The organism is Paenibacillus sp. TC-CSREp1 (genome assembly GCF_050171015.1).
Taxonomy (GTDB): Bacteria; Bacillota; Bacilli; order Paenibacillales; family Paenibacillaceae; genus Paenibacillus; species Paenibacillus silvae.
On sequence record NZ_JBNOKM010000009.1, the window covers coordinates 1 to 19,599 of the forward strand.

18 protein-coding genes are annotated in these 19,599 nt (G+C 46.6%); 15 read left to right on the plus strand and 3 right to left on the minus strand.

All coding sequences use genetic code 11. The features are described from left to right. Positions 1 to 671 precede the first annotated feature (671 nt). Entirely contained in the window at positions 672 to 794 is a 123-nt protein-coding gene (locus ACQSGY_RS14795; protein WP_427052452.1) for a hypothetical protein, read from the minus strand. A 585-nt stretch (positions 795 to 1,379) separates the two neighbouring features. Here ACQSGY_RS14795 and ACQSGY_RS14800 point away from each other — a divergent pair. From ACQSGY_RS14800 to ACQSGY_RS14830, 7 genes are all read left to right on the plus strand, one after another. After that, a complete protein-coding gene (locus ACQSGY_RS14800) occupies positions 1,380 to 1,871 on the plus strand; it encodes a phosphatidylglycerophosphatase A family protein (RefSeq protein ID WP_110893739.1) in 492 nt (163 codons plus the stop codon). Between the two features lie 283 nt (positions 1,872 to 2,154). Continuing rightward, positions 2,155 to 2,343, plus strand: a complete 189-nt coding sequence (locus ACQSGY_RS14805) for a glutamate decarboxylase (protein ID WP_090920220.1) — start codon at positions 2,155 to 2,157, stop codon at positions 2,341 to 2,343. Between the two features lie 405 nt (positions 2,344 to 2,748). Next, positions 2,749 to 3,642 carry an acetyl-CoA carboxylase, carboxyltransferase subunit beta gene (gene accD / locus ACQSGY_RS14810; protein ID WP_184180413.1) on the plus strand — a complete coding sequence of 298 codons (894 nt, stop codon included), beginning with the start codon at positions 2,749 to 2,751 and terminating at the stop codon, positions 3,640 to 3,642. Continuing rightward, the gene (locus ACQSGY_RS14815) at positions 3,643 to 4,746 is read left to right on the plus strand and encodes an acetyl-CoA carboxylase carboxyltransferase subunit alpha (RefSeq protein ID WP_427052453.1); all 1,104 of its coding nucleotides are present in this window, start codon (positions 3,643 to 3,645) and stop codon (positions 4,744 to 4,746) included. 107 nt (positions 4,747 to 4,853) lie between these two features. Beyond that, entirely contained in the window at positions 4,854 to 6,281 is a 1,428-nt protein-coding gene (gene pyk, locus ACQSGY_RS14820) for a pyruvate kinase (protein WP_184179597.1), read from the plus strand. A gap of 102 nt (positions 6,282 to 6,383) precedes the next feature. Beyond that, positions 6,384 to 6,920, plus strand: coding sequence for an acyl-CoA thioesterase (locus ACQSGY_RS14825; protein WP_427052631.1), 537 nt, complete (start codon positions 6,384 to 6,386; stop codon positions 6,918 to 6,920). A 1-nt stretch (position 6,921) separates the two neighbouring features. Next, on the plus strand, positions 6,922 to 7,326 hold the full coding sequence (locus ACQSGY_RS14830) for an FxsA family protein (RefSeq protein WP_145403780.1): 405 nt from the start codon (positions 6,922 to 6,924) through the stop codon (positions 7,324 to 7,326). An 85-nt stretch (positions 7,327 to 7,411) separates the two neighbouring features. Here ACQSGY_RS14830 and ytvI read toward each other — a convergent pair whose 3' ends face one another. After that, complete coding sequence (gene ytvI, locus ACQSGY_RS14835; RefSeq protein WP_427052454.1) at positions 7,412 to 8,530, minus strand: sporulation integral membrane protein YtvI; 1,119 nt, start codon at positions 8,528 to 8,530, stop codon at positions 7,412 to 7,414. Between the two features lie 472 nt (positions 8,531 to 9,002). On the opposite strand from ytvI, the gene citZ reads away from it, so the two are divergent. The 4 genes from citZ (at position 9,003) to ACQSGY_RS14855 (ending at position 13,085) form a co-directional block, all read left to right on the plus strand. Continuing rightward, positions 9,003 to 10,115 carry a citrate synthase gene (citZ, locus tag ACQSGY_RS14840; RefSeq protein WP_184179604.1) on the plus strand — a complete coding sequence of 371 codons (1,113 nt, stop codon included), beginning with the start codon at positions 9,003 to 9,005 and terminating at the stop codon, positions 10,113 to 10,115. A gap of 147 nt (positions 10,116 to 10,262) precedes the next feature. Then, positions 10,263 to 11,555: an NADP-dependent isocitrate dehydrogenase gene (icd, locus tag ACQSGY_RS14845; protein ID WP_111273158.1), complete on the plus strand. Its 1,293-nt coding sequence runs from the start codon at positions 10,263 to 10,265 to the stop codon at positions 11,553 to 11,555. 28 nt (positions 11,556 to 11,583) lie between these two features. Continuing rightward, positions 11,584 to 12,525 (plus strand): malate dehydrogenase, encoded by a 942-nt coding sequence (gene mdh, locus ACQSGY_RS14850; protein WP_427052455.1) that lies wholly within the window; start codon positions 11,584 to 11,586, stop codon positions 12,523 to 12,525. A 134-nt stretch (positions 12,526 to 12,659) separates the two neighbouring features. Next, positions 12,660 to 13,085, plus strand: coding sequence for a hypothetical protein (locus ACQSGY_RS14855; protein WP_289374381.1), 426 nt, complete (start codon positions 12,660 to 12,662; stop codon positions 13,083 to 13,085). A gap of 212 nt (positions 13,086 to 13,297) precedes the next feature. On the opposite strand, the gene ACQSGY_RS14860 is transcribed toward ACQSGY_RS14855, so the two are convergent. After that, entirely contained in the window at positions 13,298 to 14,857 is a 1,560-nt protein-coding gene (locus ACQSGY_RS14860) for a histidine kinase N-terminal 7TM domain-containing protein (protein WP_427052456.1), read from the minus strand. Between the two features lie 353 nt (positions 14,858 to 15,210). Between ACQSGY_RS14860 and ACQSGY_RS14865 the strand changes: the two genes are divergently transcribed. The 4 genes from ACQSGY_RS14865 (at position 15,211) to ACQSGY_RS14880 (ending at position 19,562) form a co-directional block, all read left to right on the plus strand. After that, entirely contained in the window at positions 15,211 to 16,083 is an 873-nt protein-coding gene (locus ACQSGY_RS14865) for an SDR family oxidoreductase (protein WP_427052457.1), read from the plus strand. Between the two features lie 208 nt (positions 16,084 to 16,291). Continuing rightward, the gene (locus tag ACQSGY_RS14870; protein WP_427052458.1) at positions 16,292 to 16,633 is read left to right on the plus strand and encodes a cupin domain-containing protein; all 342 of its coding nucleotides are present in this window, start codon (positions 16,292 to 16,294) and stop codon (positions 16,631 to 16,633) included. 230 nt (positions 16,634 to 16,863) lie between these two features. Further along, positions 16,864 to 18,693: a two-component system histidine kinase PnpS gene (gene pnpS / locus ACQSGY_RS14875; protein ID WP_427052459.1), complete on the plus strand. Its 1,830-nt coding sequence runs from the start codon at positions 16,864 to 16,866 to the stop codon at positions 18,691 to 18,693. A gap of 140 nt (positions 18,694 to 18,833) precedes the next feature. Beyond that, positions 18,834 to 19,562, plus strand: coding sequence for a response regulator transcription factor (locus ACQSGY_RS14880; RefSeq protein ID WP_216513192.1), 729 nt, complete (start codon positions 18,834 to 18,836; stop codon positions 19,560 to 19,562). The last annotated feature ends 37 nt before the right edge of the window (positions 19,563 to 19,599 follow it).

Here is a 19,599-nt window from a genome sequence, read left to right on the forward strand (position 1 = left end):
TATATTCTTTATTTCACTGTTAAAGAGAATTGCTAAAAATATTAATTTATAATGTTAGGTTATTTGCATGGCTAGTGTCACCAGAAACGTTATTTCGCTGAAAAATAGAGAAAAACGCCGAAAAGTCCTACTTTTTGATGAAATAACGTCCCTGTGAATCGTTAGAGTTTTTAAACGTCGATTTGGAGGTAAATAGCGTCATCTGGGATCGTTAGCGAGTTCGTAAGTCGTCTCCGCTTTCCTGCATCACATAACCTTTTACATCCCCGTTAGTGTGCAATATCTAACAGAGCATTCCCATCCTCACCGTTAGTCAGTAACTCATTCGAGCGCCGGCATTCCCGTCAGTCCAGTCACCGATTCGAGCTCCCGCATCCCCGTTAGTCAGTAACTCATTTGTGCGCTCCATCGTCCCTGTAAGTCAGTCACCGATTCGAGCTGCGGCATCCCAGTTAGGCAGTAACCCATTTGTGTGCTCCTGCATTCCCGTAAGTCCAGTCACCCATTCGAGCTGCGGCATCTTTGTTAGTCAGTAACTCATTCGAGCGCACCGGCATCCCCGTAAATCCAGTCACCGATTTGAGCTGCGGCATCCTTGTTAGTCATTAACTCATTCGAGTGCTCCTTCATCCCTGTAAGTCCAATCACTCATCCGATCTCCCGTATCAATGTTAGGCAGTAACCCATTTGTGTGCTCCTGCATTCCCGTAAGTCCAGTCACCCATTCGAGCTGCGGCATCTTTGTTAGTCAGTAATCCACTCGTGTGCTCCTCCATCTCTGTAAGTCCAGTCACTCATTCGAGCACACCGCCATCCCTGTAAGTCCAGTCACACATTCCAGCGCTCCCACTTTCAATGTCAGTTAAACAGCTCCCCCCGTAGTCTTTTTCGTCAACGTTGCTTATGCAACTCGCACATAATTTCCATGTATACATCATGCTTTTAACAGTCCATATAAGTTGAACTAAAGATTTTAAACAATACAATCCGATGACAGACCAACCTGGAGAGTAGAGGTTATCCCCAGGTTTTTTGGATTCCCTTTTCCAAAGGGGAAAATCCGGTGAACAGCGTAGCTTACGATAAACAGCGTATGCTTTCGATGCAGCTTTCCTTCAGAAAGATTTCAGGCGACCGCTCCGCTTTTTCAGTTTTTTTTGTCCTCTCCGTTCACGTGTAAATATATAGTTCAACTTATATATCCATACAAACTATCTACTCTTCGTCCACTGCTGATTACTGAGAAGTTCATTTATACAGTGGCCTTGCTTACCTGACACATTCGCATATTTTATGAACATTTTGCGAGTTTGCTGCATACACTTGAGAACACCGAAGGACCTTGAGGACCTCGGGGGATTGATGCGGGAGGTCGAGATATGTCATATGAAATCGTGGAAGCCATGCTGGCCCGGCGGGGTGTACAGATTGATGCGATCGCAGAAATTGTATATCGTTTGCAAAAAGGGTACCACCCGGAATTGACCATGGACGACTGTGTAACCAGCGTAAAATCCGTTTTGCAGAAAAGAGAGGTGCAGTATACGCTGTACACCGGCATTGCGCTGGATGAGCTGGCTGAGAAGAAGCTGCTGCCCCAGCCGTTACAAGCCATAATGGAAGCAGATGAGTCCCTGTATGGAGTGGACGAGACTCTGGCTTTAGGTATAACACATGTGTATGGCATGATTGGTTTGACCAGCTTTGGTTATCTGGACAAAGAGAAAATTGGCGTCATTCATGATCTGAACGAGCAGCGCTCGGCTGTACATGTGTTTCTGGATGATCTGGTTGCAGGGCTTGCGGCAGCCGCCTCTGCCCGAATTGCACACAAAAATATTAAAGCCAAAAAGTACCCCTCGGACCTGTAACCCCCTGAATTACCATGTGTCATACTGTGGACATTCGGTTGGGCTGCACGGGAGGAACAAGGGCGGCTATAGCTGCCCTGCAAGGCTTTTGCCCGTTTTGAAAAAGCTGCGAATTTAATCACAGCACTATGACCATCCTGTTCGCCAAGCTGGGGCCAACGTCCCGAATAATCCTATTTTCTCGTCAAAGGTCCCGAACCCTTCCTTGCAGAAAAAAACGGAGGTATGGTATCATTAGTCCAATATACGGGCTCTGAACATTAGCTTAGGGGGCGGACAAGGCATGTGGACGGTGATTTACATTGCGCCGACAGCAAAGGTTGCGGACAAGATCAAAACCAAGCTTTCGGAAGAAGGTTTTCTGGTACAGACCCGTCCTATCAGTTTATCCAAGCAACAATATGAGATTCGCGTCCCTTCTGGGGAATTGGAAGAGGTTCAGGAAGTGTTGAATTCCATTCTGCATTCCTGATTTACTCGATATTGAAGTGCCTTGGCAGATGACAAAGTACCATGGGTACATAAGGGGCTGACCGCGAAAGCGGAGAGAGGAATCGACTTGCATGTGTGTATTGCTGTCCTTCCTTCTTTTTTTGTTAAGATATAGACCTGAAGTGATGCTCCCAAAGGCTCTGCCAAGCGGATTCAAACAAAGGCGCAACAGTCTTTCGGTTATTGCAGGTAACATCAATTGTGCGGAGAGAAACCGCTGATTTTTGCCTTGTACCGGCGGATTTTTTTGTTGTGGATGCTGGACAGGTCTAAGGCATCATATGAATGATAAGCGTAAGCGGTTCACCGCAGCATGCAGATCAAGCTGGTTTTGCAGCGAGCTGCAGACTGCGGCCATCAAATCAATGGCTGGAGAGGTGTAGTTGTGTTCAAAGATATATTCCAAAAGAAACGGAAGTACGCTACCATACCTTCCGAGCGTGCAGTTCCAGGCGAACGTCAGGAAGCCATCGAGCGCCCGAAACGTGAAATACCAGAAGGGCTCATGAACAAGTGCAGCAAGTGCGGCACGATTCAATATAGCAAGGAACTGGAGAAAAATCTGAAGGTCTGTCCTTCCTGCGGCTACCATATGCGCCTTAACGCCATGGAGCGTATTGCAATGGTGCTGGATGAAGAAGGCTTTGTGGAGTATGACGCTGATATGGTGTCGGTTGATCCGCTCGGGTTTCCGGGATACAGCAACAAGCTGGAGCAGCAACGTCTGAAATCCGGTCTGAAGGAAGCTGTTATTACGGGACAAGGTACGATTGAAGGCCTGCCTGTTGTCGTTGCAGTGATGAGCTTTGATTTCTTCACAGGCAGTATGGGCTCCGTTGTAGGTGAGAAGATTACTCGCGCCGTTGAGCAGGCGATTGAGAAAAAGCTTCCGTTAATCATTTTCTCCACTTCGGGCGGAGCGCGGATGCAGGAGAGTATTCTAAGTTTGATGCAAATGGCGAAAACAAGTGCAGCTTTGGCTCGTTTGGACGAGCAGGGCGGTTTGTATATTTCCGTGATTACCGACCCGACAACGGGCGGAGTATCGGCTAGTTTTGCGAGCCTGGGCGATATCAATATCGCTGAACCGGGTGCTGTATTCGGTTTTGCGGGCAGAATTGTAATTGAGCAGACCATACGCCAGAAGCTGCCTGATGATTTCCAAACGGCAGAGTTTAATCTCCAGCATGGTCAGCTGGATATGGTTGTTCATCGGAAAGAACTTCGGGCAACCCTCAGCAAGCTTCTCGATATGCACAGTGAAAAGGGAGGGGTCTAAATGGCGGGTGGTTTGCCATATGAAGCGCCTCTGATTGAGATGCGCAAAAAGATTGAAGAACTCGTTCAGTTCGGACAGGAAAAAGGGATTGATTTCACTGAAGAGATTGCTCGCCTGGAAGAACGTTATCATAGACTGGAAGAAGAGATTTACACGGGCATTACGGCAGCTCAGAAAATGCATCTGGCCCGTCATCAGCAGCGCCCGACAGCGCTGGACCTGATTCAGCTTATTTTTACCGACTTTATGGAGCTGCACGGTGACCGTATGTTTGGCGATGATCTGGCTGTTGTTGGCGGATTGGCCAAGCTGAACGGACAGACGGTGACGGTTATTGGACAACAGCGTGGTAAAGATACGAAGGATAATATTGCTCGTTTTTTCGGGAGTGCTCATCCGGAAGGCTTCCGCAAAGGACTGCGTTTGATGAAACAGGCTGACAAATTTGGACGCCCGATTATTACCTTTATTGATACTAAAGGAGCATATCCGGGTAATACTGCAGAAGAGAGAGGTCAATCAGAAGCGATTGCCCGCAATCTGATGGAGATGGCCAAGCTGTCTGTTCCTGTCATTGTTGTTGTCATCGGTGAAGGTGGAAGCGGCGGTGCACTGGCTATGGCTGTAGGCAATCGTGTGCTGATGCTTGAGCATGCCATTTATTCTGCCATTTCTCCGAACGGGGCAGCTTCAATACTGTGGAAAGATGCATCCAAAGCAGACCAGGCAGCCGAAGCGATGAAAATTACGGCCAAAGACTTGTTGGAGATGGAAGTTATTGAAGAGATCATTCCTGAACCGCGCGGCGGTGCGCATCGTGATTATGATGAAGCTGCAGCAGCCATCTCAGAAGCGCTTGTTCGCCATCTGCAAGAGATGAAGGGATGGAGTGCAGAACAGCTGAAGCAGGACCGATATGAGAAATTCCGCAAAATCGGCTCAGTAACCTTTGAAACGCCAGCATCCGAGGCAGAAGCCGCTGAAGAAAGCGAGTCTCTAGGCGAAGCTGAACCACAATCCGGGTCAGAATCCATTGAAGTTCAAGCATCGGAACAGCCGCTGCAAGCTGAGCCTGTGAGAAATTTGTCGGGAAATGCAGAATAATATGACGAATTTCCTATACAAATAGGAAAAAGTATAGTAAATTTAATAGTTGGAAAAAGAAAAATAGAGATATAAAGAAAGACCTTTAAAATCGGAGGAAACCCAAAATGCGCAAAACGAAAATTGTATGTACGATTGGTCCATCCAGTGAATCCCTGGAGAATACCAAGAAACTGATTATGGCTGGCATGAACGTAGCCCGTCTGAACTTCTCCCACGGTGATTTCGATGAGCACGGCGGACGGATCAAAGCGATTCGCCAAGCATGTGAAGAACTGAACAAAACTGTAGCAATCCTGCTGGATACCAAAGGACCGGAAATTCGCACAGGTAAACTCGAAGTTGAGCCGATTGAACTGGTTCAGGACGAGTACATCACTTTGACAACAGAAGAAATTCTGGGAACCAAAGACCGTCTTTCCATTACGTATGCAGATCTTCCTAATGATGTTGAAGCAGGATCTACGATTCTGATCGACGACGGTCTGATCGGACTGACTGTGGTGGAAGTACAAGGCACAGAGATCAAATGCCGTATCGTTAACGGCGGTACGATCAAAAGCAAAAAAGGTGTTAACGTACCAGGCGTAGCCATTTCCTTGCCAGGTATCACTGAAAAAGACGCTAACGATATCGTGTTTGGTATTGAGCAAGGTATCGATTTCATCGCGGCTTCTTTCGTACGTAAAGCAAGCGACGTGCTTGAAATTCGTGAATTGCTTGAAAAACATAACGCAGGTCATATTCAAATCATCTCCAAAATCGAAAACCAGCAAGGTGTGGACAACCTGGATGAAATCCTTGAAGTGTCTGATGGTCTGATGGTTGCTCGTGGAGACCTTGGTGTAGAGATTCCTGCTGAAGAAGTACCGCTGGTACAAAAACGCATGATCGAAAAATGTAACGTTGCAGGTAAACCGGTAATTACAGCTACACAAATGCTGGATTCCATGCAGCGCAACCCGCGTCCAACTCGTGCAGAGGCGAGTGACGTAGCGAATGCCATCTTTGACGGTACAGACGCGATCATGTTGTCTGGTGAGACGGCTGCTGGTAAATATCCGGTAGAATCCGTTCTGACGATGTCACGCATTGCTGAAAAAGCAGAATCCGCTCTGCCTTACCAAGAGTTGTATCTGAAACAACGTGTTGCTCAACAAACAACCGTTACTGAAGCAATCAGCCAATCCGTTGCGCTGTCCGCTCAGGATTTGAATGCAAAAGCGATCATCACTTCGACTGAATCCGGTCATACAGCACGTATGATCTCCAAATACCGTCCGGAAGCACCGATCATTGCCGTGACTACACAAGACAGAACTTCCCGTCGTCTGGCACTGGCTTGGGGTGTAACTCCGGTTAAAGGCAGACTGGTAGATTCTACAGATGCTTTGTTCGAAAATGCAATTGAAGGCGGCGTGAAATCCGGCCTGGTTAAAGAAGGAGACCTCGTTGTTATCACAGCAGGTGTACCGCTGGGTCGTTCAGGTTCTACGAACCTGATCAAAGTAAGCCAAATTCCAAACAACGCTTAAATCAGGGCAGGCTTGGAATAGGAACAAGGAAAGAAGCAATGGGGCGTTCGTGCCCCGTTGCTTTTTTCAATATTAATGACACGATTCTACGTTGGATTGCGTATGAATGGTAGAGCCAAGGAGGCTGGAACTGTGCAAAAAGAGAGTAATGGCAGTTGGTATGCCGCACAGCTTCGTGTGCGTTATCAGGAAAGCGATCAGATGGGCGTTGTATATCATGCGAACTACTTGAATTGGTTTGAGATCGGACGAACCGAGATGATTCGCCAAATGGGGTATACATATCGTAAAATGGAAGAGCAGGGGCTGTTGCTTCCTGTAACCGCGCTGGATGTGAAATATCACAAGCCGGCACGCTACGATGACGAGATTATCATCTTTACTCGAATCACTGCTTTTAGCGGTCTGCGTTTGACATATGAATATGATGTTAGACGTATATCTGAAGCACTTGAGCATTCACAAGTTACCTCAGTGCGTGTGTGGTCATCAGGCGAAACACTACCTGGTGAGAGACTGGTTACAGGCTCCACCCAGCATGTATGGGTTAATGGGGACTGGAAGCCGGTTCGTCTGGATAAGGCAGCGTCTGAGCTATACAGCTCGCTTGAGAAGGTGTGGCTTACAGGAAAGGAGTAGTATATTAATGCGAAAATGGATGTGGGTACTGCTTTTAATCATTCCGGTGATTGAGCTGTTTGGGTTTATTCTGATGAGTGACTGGATCGGGGCCGGAAAAACGCTGCTTCTTATGATTCTCACGTCCTTGATTGGTATAGCCATGCTGCAGTTTGAAGGGCGAAAGGTGCTGTTTGATGCCAGAGCCGAGATGGAGCGAGGGCAGGTGCCCGGGCGCAAGATGGTCGATGGATTGTTTATTTTTGTCGGTGGCTTCCTGCTGTTAATCCCTGGATTTGTAACGGACATAATCGGCTTTACGCTGGTCTTCCCGTTAACTCGTCCAATCTACCGGCTGTTCTTCTTGGGCTGGCTGGAGAAAAAGTTGAGAAACGGCAGCATTACCTTTTATCGCCGCCCCAAATAAAGCGGTGTAGATGCTTACGCCCAAAGGCTCCGTTCCAAAGACTTAACGGTCTGGAACGGAGCCTTTTTTCTAATTAGTATCCGAATTATCGGACCCTGCCATTAATGATATAGGTCCTCAGGTCACGCAGTACATTTGCGCGGTTAAAGGCATCGAGGATAACGAGACTGACCGGACCGATAATGAGACCAAGTACGCCAAAGAGCTTCAAACCAACAAACATGCCTACAAGGGTCGCAAGCGGGTCCAGACCTACACTGCTAGCAAGCACTTTGGGCTCGATGATCTGGCGGGCTACAAGCAGGATGAGATAAATGACACTAATACCTATACCGAGATACAGGTCCCCGTTCATGAACAAATATGCTGCCCAAGGTACCATAACCAGTCCCACGCCAAGATAAGGGAGCAGGTCAACCAGGCCAATCAGAAGTGCGATGGTGAAGGCCGATTTGACTTGAAGAATTAGCAGTCCGATCATGACAAAAAGAGCCGTAATCGAGATCATAATAAGCTGTGCTCTTACATAACCGAAGAGAGCTTTCTTCAGATCATTCCAAATGTCGGAGACTGGCTTGCGAACAGAGGACGGAACCCAGCCGGATACCGTAATGCTATGGCGTGTCCAGCCTTTGCTGATAAAGAAGGTAGACAGGAGAACTACAATCAGCACAGCGCCCATATTAGGCAAGGACGTCAGCAGATTCAGAATCATGTTAAAAAAGCCTGTTACGAGGTCAGACACTGCTGTGCCTACAGTCTCAGTTGTTTTGCTGATATTGCTATTGATGGTTTCCTGATAATTTGGATTTTCCTTGTAAAAATCATTAATTTGTGTGATCAGACTTTGAATCGTATCGTTCTGTGTCCAGCGGACAAACGTGGCCTTGATCTCGTCTACATGAAGATCAAAGCTGTTGGTGAGTGAAATAACCTCTTTTACCATTCGGGTGATCGCCGCAGACAGGATGACAGCAATCGCACCAAAATACAGAATCAGTGACAGTGTGACCGCGAGCCAGCGCGGGAATCGAAGCCTGTTCTGGAGCAGCTTGACCAGCGGGTTCATGGCATAAGCAATAATCCAGGCAATGACAAAAGGATATAACAGCGGGAGCAGCAAATATATTGCAACGGCAATCAGCAGTGTGGCAATCAGGACCCACAGACCGCGAAGCAGACGTTTGACAAGAATTCGGTCCAACGATCAACTCTCCTTTATGTAAATCATGCGTTTATCTTAATTAATATAGAGCAATCCCGAGCTTTTGAAACGCCAAAGACATGTGTTCAGCCTCAGAGTTGAGTTTCCTCTTGCATATCATCTGCCTAGAGTATGCCTGAGGTTTGCAAAATATAGCAATATATTTTTTGCATTTCTATGAATTGTTTAATACACATTAAATGTCAACCTTGCTTGTGTAAAGGTTTTCAAAAATGCTTTATCACGCCGATAAATATGTTTGATGTGCGAATGAACTCTCATCATGTTCACATAAACGACAAAATCCAGTATGATGATATAAGTAAATACCGATTGACAGATAATAAAACCGTATTTTGGAAACTTGCGTCATTTTTAAAATGAAACGGTTTACAAATGAGGTTAGGTGCACTTCGGCACTGATATGACTCTGAATGATTCCTGATTTCGCTTATTAAAGGAGAGATGTAATATGACAGCTACCAAAGGTCTGGAAGGCATCGTTGCAACAACCTCTTCGATCAGCTCTATTGTAGACGGTGTGCTTACATACCGTGGATACAATATCGATGATTTGGCTGAACATGCGAGTTTTGAAGAAGTTGCCTATCTGCTCTGGTTTGGCAAGTTGCCAACAACAGACGAATTGAAGTCACTTCGCAAAAGCCTGAGTGATTACGCGCCGATTCCGAGCGAGTTGATTGCTCAAATTAAATTGTATCCTAAACACATCAGCACCATGGCGGCCCTTCGCTCTGCGGTATCCGCACTTGCCCTGTATGATGAGCAAGCGGACGTGATGACAGAGGAAGCAAACGAAAACAAAGCGGTGAAACTGCAGGCTCAATTGCCAACAATTGTGGCGGCAATCTCACGTATTCGTAAGGGACAGGAGCCTGTGGCGCCGAAAGAAGGCGCTTCCATCGCTGAGAACTTTTTATACATGATGACAGGCGAAGAGCCGTCCGAAACGGCGGTAAAAGCACTTGATCAGGCTCTCGTGCTGCATGCCGATCACGAACTGAATGCTTCGACATTTGCTGCCCGCGTTACGGTGGCAACTCTCTCTGATATTTATTCAGGTGTTACTTCTGCCATCGGCGCCCTCAAGGGGCCACTGCACGGTGGTGCAAACGAAGCAGTGATGAAAATGCTGGACGAAATCGGTACACCGGATCGTCTGGAAGCGGCTATTCAGGAGAAACTGAACAACCGCGAGAAGATCATGGGCTTTGGACACCGCGTTTACAAAAACGGTGATCCACGTGCGAAGCATTTGCAGAAGATGTCCAAAGAGCTGGGCGAGATGAACAATGATACACGCCTGTATGAGATGTCTGTGAAGATTGAAGAGATCGTGACAGGTCAAAAGGGACTGAAGCCGAATGTCGACTTCTATTCCGCTTCGGTTTATACGCAGCTGAAGATTGATCAGGAATTGTTCACACCAATCTTTGCCATCAGCCGTGTGTCCGGTTGGACAGCGCACATTCTTGAACAGCTTGCGGATAACCGCATCATTCGTCCGCGTGCCGAGTATACAGGCCCGACAGATCAAAAGTACGTTGCTATTGATCTTCGCTAAACGACAGCAAAAACAGTATAATCATATAGATGAGGTGAAGGGCTTGCGGGTACGAGGCAGTGCTGCCTTGTAACAACAGCCCTTCCTTCCTGCAATAATGTGGTATGCTTCATACTGTGAAACCAAAACTTAGGAGGAATTGTAATTATGAAATTGGAAAAATTTGCACTCCCAACTGAAGGCGAAAAAATTCAAATTGATAACGGTACGCTTCAAGTACCTAATAATCCAATCATTCCATTCATCGAAGGTGACGGTACAGGCCGTGACATCTGGAAAGCTTCTGTACGCGTTCTGGATGCAGCGGTAGAGAAAGCCTACAACGGCACTAAAAAAATCGCTTGGTATGAAGTGTTTGCTGGTGAGAAAGCATTCAATACATACGGTGAGTGGTTGCCGAATGATACACTTGAGGCCATTCGTGAGTACATCGTAGCGATCAAAGGACCACTGACTACACCAATTGGCGGCGGAATTCGTTCCCTGAACGTAGCACTGCGTCAAGAGCTTGACCTGTACACTTGCCTGCGTCCAGTACGTTATTTCAACGGTGTACCTTCCCCGGTTAAACGTCCTGAGCTGGTAGACATGGTTATCTTCCGTGAGAACACAGAGGACATCTATGCAGGAATCGAGTACGCAGAAGGTTCTGCAGAAGTGAAAAAAGTAATCCAGTTCCTGCAGCAGGAGATGGGTGTTAACAAAATCCGCTTCCCTGAAACTTCAGGCATTGGTATCAAACCTGTATCTGAGGAAGGTTCAAAACGTTTGGTTCGTGCAGCGGTACAATACGCTGTTGACCACAACCGCAAGAGCGTTACACTTGTACACAAAGGTAACATCATGAAATTCACTGAAGGTGCCTTCAAAAACTGGGGTTACGAAGTGGCTGAAGCAGAATTTGGCGACAAAGTATTCACATGGGCACAATACGATGTGATCAAAGAAAAAGAGGGCACAGATGCAGCCAATGCAGCACAAAAAGCAGCAGAAGATGCTGGTAAAATCATCGTAAAAGATGCCATTGCCGATATCGCTTTGCAACAAGTATTGACTCGCCCGGGTGAGTTCGATGTCATTGCAACGCTGAACCTGAACGGTGACTACCTGTCGGACGCGCTTGCAGCACAAGTTGGCGGAATCGGTATCGCACCAGGGGCGAACATCAACTACGTAACTGGACATGCCATCTTCGAAGCAACACACGGTACTGCACCGAAATACGCGGATAAAGATGTCGTGAACCCTGGTTCCGTAATTCTGTCCGGCGTAATGTTGCTTGAGCACCTGGGCTGGCAAGAAGCAGCTAACCTGATCTACAAAGGTATGGAAACCTCCATTAACAATAAAACAGTAACTTATGACTTTGCACGTCTGATGGACGGCGCAACTGAAGTGAAATGTTCCGAATTCGCTGATCAAATCATTAGCAACCTGTAACAAAAACCTGTAAGGGGAGATGTGAATCGTGACTATTCAGCGCAAAAAAATCACAGTTGTCGGTGCCGGTTTTACCGGTGCTACGACTGCACTGATGCTTGCCCAGAAGGAACTTGGGGACGTTGTACTGGTTGATATTCCTCAACTGGAGAACCCGACCAAAGGCAAAGCGCTCGATATGATGGAAGCCAGCCCTGTGCAAGGTTTCGACAGCCATATCGTGGGAACTTCCAACTATGAAGATACAGCTGGTTCGGAGATTGTCATTATCACCGCTGGAATTGCTCGCAAGCCGGGCATGAGCCGTGATGATCTGGTGAATACGAACGCAGGCATTGTGAAGTCCGTGTGTGAAAATGTGAAAAAATATTGCCCTGATTCCATCGTCATTATTCTGAGCAACCCGGTAGATGCAATGACGTATGCGGCGTACCAGTCACTCGGTTTTCCGAAAAACCGCGTGATTGGACAGTCCGGTGTTCTCGACACTGCCCGTTATTGTACGTTCATTGCGCAGGAGCTGAATGTATCCGTAGAGGACGTTCGCGGCTTTGTGCTTGGTGGTCATGGTGACGATATGGTGCCGCTCGTTCGTTATTCGAGTGTAGGCGGTATTCCGATTGATACCCTGATCCCGGCAGATCGTATTGAGGCGATCGTGCAGCGTACCCGTGTAGGCGGCGGAGAAATTGTAAACCTGCTGGGTAACGGCAGTGCTTATTATGCTCCGGCGGCTTCGCTGGTTCAGATGACCGAGGCTATTTTGAAAGACAAAAAACGCATTATTCCAGTCATTGCTTATCTTGAAGGTGAGTATGGATATAATGATCTGTTCCTCGGTGTACCAACCATTCTGGGTGGTAACGGGATCGAAAAAATCTTCGAACTGGAGCTGACTGCGGAAGAAAAAGCAGCGCTTGATACGTCTGCCAATTCGGTACGTAATGTCATTTCAATTGTTAATATCTAAGTTTGAAGACTTTTTGAACAGAGAAAGTGAGAAAACCTCCGTAAACGCGGAGGTTTTCTTTTCTTTGGATAAGTTCCCCAGTATAATAAGATGTGATGTACAGCACACCGAAAATGTTGAGGAGGATGAAAATTTTGACAATGATTATGTATCTGCTCCATATCGTCGGAGCGCTGGCTATGGGATTCTATCTGATCCTGCCATTTGCAGTTGGAAAAATTCGCACATTAAGTGCAGCAGCGCAGGAGGGAGCATTTGCGTCACTTCGTACGTTGAACAAAATTGCACAATATGCACTTGTTATTCAGCTTCTGACAGGTGGTTATCTGATGACCAAAGGGAATTACTCCCATATGTGGATGGCTGTAGTCGTTGTACTGCTTCTCGCTATTGCGGCAATTGGCGGAATTATGGGTAAACCGCTGCGTCTGGCAGCAGAGGGTGTCAAAAATAATCAGGATGTAACGCCACAACAAAGCAAAATTCGTATGTTCAGCACTTTACTCGCTGTGTTCCTTTTGATCATGGTGTATCTGATGGTAGAGAGAACAATCTTTTAATCTAGCTATAAAATGATGGTGAAGCGTTTGCAACAATTGGGGACAAGCAGTATAAGGAAAAACGTACTGTATAAATGCAAACCGTGTGCATGATTTTAAAATTCTATAGGCAGCAGGGTTGAGTGATCAGCAGGTACAGCCCGCTGTATGTAGAGCATTATAACAAAACAGACAGCCACAGGGGCTGTCTGTTTTGCATTCGGGAATCCTTGCTACACGGCATTTACAGCATGAACGCTTACCGTATTGCGGCCGTGTCGTTTCGACTCATACAAGGCATGATCTGCATCACGCAGCAAGGATTCAAGGGTATCTGAGTCATTGTCACACTGGGCCACACCAAAGCTGGATGTCAGGGGTACTTTCTTGCCTTCTACCTCAAGAGGTTCACTTAACAATGCGGTTCGCAGCTGTTCTGCTTGATCATGTGCGTCCTGAAGTGTCATATTGGGCAGGGCAATCACAAACTCCTCACCCCCGTAACGGGCAAATAACATTTCGGAGCTTAAGTAGCGATTACATACGGATACGACGTGAATAATGGCCTGATCCCCGACATCATGTCCATATGTATCATTAATGCGTTTGAAATGGTCAATATCGAACAGTATAAAGGAGATCGGTTGCAGATTAAGCCGAGCCTCGCTCAGCAATTCTCTGCCTTTGTACAGAAATTGAGTACGATTATAGATTTTGGTTAACCCGTCAAAATAAGCGAGCTGCTTCAGCTGCTCCTCAAGGAAGCGCTGCTCCGTAATGTCAATCAGCATAATAAGAATGCCAACAGCCTCAGAGCTTTTATTATAAACATACGATGTCCTGACCTGATAACAGACGGTTTCACCATTGAATTGCCAGTACAGGTCCGTTTGAAGTCCCTCTCTGCCATACTCAACGGGGAAGGTTTCTCCTGCGAGCTCAAGCCAGATGTCATTCAGAGGTCGCCCAACCATTGTTGTTTGAATTTCAGGCAGCAAAAGCCGCAGCGATCGGTTGAAATCCACGAGACGATATGAACTGTCCAGCACGATAACGCCTTCACGCATGCTTTCAAAAATGCTTTCTTTTGCTATCGGCACAATCGTCAGCAGGCGAGAGGACAAAATGGCCCAAATATACATGGTCGATGTGACACACATCAGGATAGGAACAGGGTCCAGACCAAACGGGGTCAAGCCGAGCAAGTACACAAATGCGGCAACCATAGGAATAATCTGTGAAGCAATCAATGTAAGCAGCTGCCGGCGATACATTTTTTTCGTGTGCCGCCATTGACCAATTAATATAAGACCAGCACACAAAAGACAAGAGAAGGTAAATGCACCATGAACGACGTACCACTGACCAATATCCATAGCCATAATGGGCACTTTACTGTTCTCAAGCAGCCATACTCTTTTGTAATAAAGGTGATGCCAATCATTCGTAGTAACCATAAATACGGTAATGGCGGGAATGATAAACAGAGCTGATGTCTGCAGTTTGGATAATTTTTTACCCGTGTACCTGATCATCAAAAGCAGACCTAGCGGAGCAGAGACAGGCATGCCAATATACTGGATAATATTCCAGAACTTCATCTGCTCCAAAGTATTGCTGGCCAGACCGATCGCGTATCCGAAGGTATAAACGGACAGGGAAGCGGTGTACAGAATAAAAAGGTGGGCACTTGGAAAATGAGCTCTTCTGAAAAAAGTATACATACACAGAAACAGATTCAGCACAGCTGATGTCGTTACAAGTGTAATGTATGAATTGATATGCGATTCCATGTTCAGATCTCCATGTCCAATAAATTAGTCTCATCCATGAGATGAGTGATGAAATACTCGAGCCACATGACTGAATGATTTCTGGGAACAATCCGTATATTTTACATTGTACATCAGCCCCACCTGCATAGGAATACACTTTGAATCAGTAAAAAGGTGGAATTGAAAATTTTTCAAATGTTTAGAATCACTCTATTCTCGATTCATGTTTGTTTAATTTTCCATAAAAGTGGTAAGTAACGATAGAAGCGGCATACAGAAATGATGATGCCGTTGATTGACAGAAGAATAATCTGGTCGGTTCATGCCATCCTACGAAGTGAAACATGATCATACTGAGAGGAGAGAGTTCAATGTCGAGCACGACTACACAGAATGAGAAAACTATGCCTGCACAGCATCAGGACCAGCGTCCTGGAATTGAAGCTGACATGAAACCCAAGCCGGAGTTTGAGAAACCACAGTATAAAGCGGCTGGAAAGCTGTTAGACAAAGTAGCTTTGATCACAGGTGGTGACAGTGGAATAGGACGGGCAGTTGCAGTTACGTATGCAAAGGAAGGCGCCGATGTGGCCATTGTATACTTGAGTGAGCATGAGGATGCTAAGGAAACCAAACATCAAGTCGAACAGGAAGGACGCAGATGTATTCTGATTGCGGGTGATATTGGTGATGTGAGCTTCGCCAAGAAAAGTGTGCAGCAGACTATAGATGAACTTGGCAAACTGGACATTGTCGTTAACAATGCTGCCGAGCAGCATCCGCAGCAGAATCTGGAGGACATTACGCCAGAGCAGCTGGAAAAAACATTCCGCACCAACATTTTCGGTATGTTTTATATTACACAGGCAGCCCTGCCACATCTGAAACAAGGCAGTACAGTGATTAATACAACATCCATTACCGCTTATCGAGGAAATCCAATACTGCTGGATTACTCCTCCACCAAAGGAGCGATTACGTCGTTTACCCGTTCCTTGTCGATGAATCTGATTGAAAAGGGTATTCGTGTTAACGCCGTGGCCCCGGGCCCGATCTGGACACCGCTCATTCCATCAACGTTTGATGAGAAAAAAGTGAGTGAATTCGGAGCAACTCAGCCGATGAAACGGCCGGGACAGCCGGATGAATTGGCTCCAGCCTATGTGTATCTTGCATCCGATGACTCTTCTTATGTTAGCGGACAGGTCATTCATGTGAACGGTGGCGAAGTCGTCAACGGTTAAAGTACAGGCTTATATGAGGATGCCGGGAGAGAAAAGAAACAGAGTTGAGTTCACAGAGATATAGACGGAGCGCTGAAGGATTCACAGCGTTCCGTCTTTTTGTTCTGGCTGGTGGGAATGACTTTACACAAATCCGGTTCCGCGTTGACATTTCTATGATATTTTAATGTGATATGATAGATCGGACAAGTTACAAGGAGGCACTCATATGAAAATTAGCAAGCAAGAGGCAGCACACTATATATGGGGAGCGCAATGTGATGGCTGGCACCTGGTTCAAGGTGAAACGCTGAGCGTAATTCATGAACGAATGCCAGCCGGAACTGCAGAAACAAGACATGTGCATAGCAAGAGCCGCCAGTTCTTTTTTATCCTTAGTGGCAAGGCTTGCATGGAGCTTGACGGAGTAACGTACGTATTGGAGCCGCATGAAGGTATTGAAATTCCACCGGGAGCGCCGCATCAGATGCAAAATCAAAGTGAGGCAGACGTTGAATTTCTGGTCATTTCACATCCCACGACACGCGGTGACCGCACCGAACTTAGCTGATAAAATACAGCGTATTTTCATCATTTGAGTTTACTTATTTACACTATGAACGGAGAGGACAGAAAAAACCTGAAAAAGCGAAGCGTTCACCTTTATCACCGAATTTTTTCCTTGGAAAAGGGAATCAAAAAAATCTGGGGATAACAGTGATTGGAAGGTTATTCTGTCATCGGAGTGGCAATGTAAATTGTCTTGTTCAACGGATAAAATATAGCAGAAGGAAGAGATTAATGAGACCGTTTCGCATTCGCCTGGCCCTGATTATGATGATACTGATTGGCTTATCGGTCATTGTAGCCGGATATACGATGGGCAGAGTTTTCAAAACAACCCATATCAATGCACTGGAGCAAACGATGGTGCGTGAGATTAATTTGCTCAAAGCAACGTTTCCGTTTCATGACGCGTCTGATCCGACATCAGCAGCAACGCGCAAATACTATTCGGACCGAGCGTTGGAACTGGATCGTCTCACCGATTCGCGAGTAACCTTTATCAATAAAGATGGTGTCGTGATTGGAGACTCGGAAAGTGACCCGGCCACGATGGATAATCACCTGAATCGTGAGGAGATTCGGACGGCTGTAGACGGCAGTTATGGACAGTCCATTCGTTACAGTGAAACGTTAAGACAGGATATGCTGTATGTTGCACTGCCTGTAAATTCCGATCAAAGTGACATGATCGAGATGCCGAGCGGTAAATTCGATGGTTACATTCGTTTGTCCATGAGCCTTCAGGCGGTAGATCAGGGGCTTCAGCGTGGATGGATGATTATGTTCGGCGCGCTTGGACTGCTGTTTCTGATTGTGGCACTTGTCAGCTACAGGGTAGCCCGTGGTCTGACGTCCCCGATCGAGCATATCACCAAGGTGGCTCATCGAATCACCAAGCTGGAATACGATGCTCGTGTGAAGGTTACGCGCAGAGACGAAATCGGTCAGCTTGGGCTTGCCATTAATGGAATGGCAGATAGCTTGCAATCGCAGCTCAAGACGATTCGAGATAATGAAGCGCTGCTTCAAAGTGTACTCGCGAATATGACGGGTGGGATCATACTGATTGATGCAGCGCAATCTATTGCACTGGTCAATCGCGAAGCAGAGCGGATGCTCTCGATTCAGGCAACAAAAGTGACAGGCAAGCCCTATACGGAACTCAAGCGCCATTACGAGCTGACACGTACCATTGAAGAGAGTGTTGCTCTTCAGGAGCGTATGCACGAGGAAGTGAGTGTTTTTAGCCCGGAAGAACGCTTGATACGTATGGATGGAGTGCCGATGTACGAGGATCACGGCGGTTATCGCGGCATGTTATTTCTATTGCAGGATGTCACCGCGATTCGCCGTTTGGAGTCGATGCGCAGCGAGTTTGTTGCCAACGTATCTCATGAACTCAAAACACCTGTCGCAGCGGTTAAGGGTTTTGCTGAAACCTTGCTAAGCGGTGGGGTACAGGATAAGGAAACGGAGCGTTCCTTCCTGAAGATTATCTATGATGAAGGTGACAGACTCAATCGGTTAATCGGAGATATTCTGGAATTATCGAAGATTGAATCCAAACGTGCACCTTTGGAATGTTCGCCTGTGCATGTGCACTCCTTTTTCGAGATGGTGCTGGGAACGCTGTCCAAGGTGGCGGAGAAAAAGCAGATTCGTCTGGAGATGAATGTGCCAGAAGAGCTGTATATCGAAGCAGATGAGGATAAAATGAAGCAAATTTTCATTAATCTGTTATCGAACGGGATCAATTATACCCCTGAGGGGGGCAGAGTTAAGCTTCAGGTGAAGATGGATGAGACGAGTGAGGAAGAACAGGTTGTTTTCGCAGTGTCAGACACCGGAATCGGCATACCGAAAAAAGATTTGCCGCGAATCTTTGAACGCTTCTACAGAGTGGACAAGGGCAGATCACGTAATTCGGGCGGCACAGGGCTTGGGCTTTCCATCGTAAAACATCTGGTCGAGCTGCATCACGGCAAGCTTTCCGTGGAGAGTGAACTGGGCATGGGCAGCACCTTCCGTGTCACTTTGCCATTAATTCAGGAGGAAGAAAACTAGTTTACTTCAAACAAGAAGTTATAGGTATCAGGGAGCAAAATGTAAAATGAATATTTATCTTTACACAGCGTTAACAAATAAGTGCTATGATAAAAAAAGTGTTGTGGCAACAGACAACCTATGAAGAGAGAAGGGGTATCATGGCGCAGCGTTTGCTGGTTATTGAAGATGAACCGACATTATCGAGATTGCTTACGTACAACCTGACACAGGAAGGTTATGACGTAACGGCAGAGGACCATGGGTCAGCAGGCTATGACCGGGCCTTGTCGCAGGATTTTGATCTGATTCTACTGGATTTGATGCTTCCGGGCATGAACGGTCTGGATATTCTGAACAAGCTGCGGATTCAGGGAGTGAGCACACCTGTCATCATTCTTACAGCCAAGAACGGTGAAGCCGAGGTTGTGCAAGGGTTGAAGTCAGGTGCTGATGATTACATTACAAAACCTTTTGGGGTATCCGAACTGCTTGCAAGAGTAGACGCAGTGCTCAGACGTTATTCCAATGGCGATGAACTGCCACAGCCCGAGGACAAGGATGGCTCGCGCATCGTTCTGGGTGAACTCGAGATTTATCCGTTAAAGTACGAAGTCACTTTAGGGGGACAATCCATCAGCCTTCGTCCAAAGGAATTTGAAGTGCTGTTATATCTCGCGAAGAAACCTGGTGTTGTTCTCACCCGTGATGATCTGATGAATGCGGTGTGGGGGTTTGATTATATCGGAGGCCAGCGAACCGTCGATGTACATGTCAGCTCGTTACGCAAAAAGCTGGAGCTTGATCCCGAATCGGTTCATATCGATTCGATTCGTGGTGTAGGTTATAAATTGGTTGTCAAAAGAAAAACTCCCCATCATTCTAGCTAAATGATCGGGGAGTTTTATTTTACGTTTCTTTTACACA

Coding starts and splice junctions, on each gene's coding strand:
- pnpS (WP_427052459.1), top strand. CDS start 16,864: ATGAGACCGTTTCGCATTCGCCTGGCCCTGATTATGATGATACTGATT.
- ACQSGY_RS14865 (WP_427052457.1), top strand. CDS start 15,211: ATGTCGAGCACGACTACACAGAATGAGAAAACTATGCCTGCACAGCAT.
- ACQSGY_RS14800 (WP_110893739.1), top strand. CDS start 1,380: ATGTCATATGAAATCGTGGAAGCCATGCTGGCCCGGCGGGGTGTACAG.
- ACQSGY_RS14860 (WP_427052456.1), bottom strand. CDS start 14,857: ATGGAATCGCATATCAATTCATACATTACACTTGTAACGACATCAGCT.
- ACQSGY_RS14825 (WP_427052631.1), top strand. CDS start 6,384: ATGAATGGTAGAGCCAAGGAGGCTGGAACTGTGCAAAAAGAGAGTAAT.
- ACQSGY_RS14870 (WP_427052458.1), top strand. CDS start 16,292: ATGAAAATTAGCAAGCAAGAGGCAGCACACTATATATGGGGAGCGCAA.
- citZ (WP_184179604.1), top strand. CDS start 9,003: ATGACAGCTACCAAAGGTCTGGAAGGCATCGTTGCAACAACCTCTTCG.
- ACQSGY_RS14815 (WP_427052453.1), top strand. CDS start 3,643: ATGGCGGGTGGTTTGCCATATGAAGCGCCTCTGATTGAGATGCGCAAA.
- ACQSGY_RS14805 (WP_090920220.1), top strand. CDS start 2,155: ATGTGGACGGTGATTTACATTGCGCCGACAGCAAAGGTTGCGGACAAG.
- ACQSGY_RS14880 (WP_216513192.1), top strand. CDS start 18,834: ATGGCGCAGCGTTTGCTGGTTATTGAAGATGAACCGACATTATCGAGA.
- icd (WP_111273158.1), top strand. CDS start 10,263: ATGAAATTGGAAAAATTTGCACTCCCAACTGAAGGCGAAAAAATTCAA.
- pyk (WP_184179597.1), top strand. CDS start 4,854: ATGCGCAAAACGAAAATTGTATGTACGATTGGTCCATCCAGTGAATCC.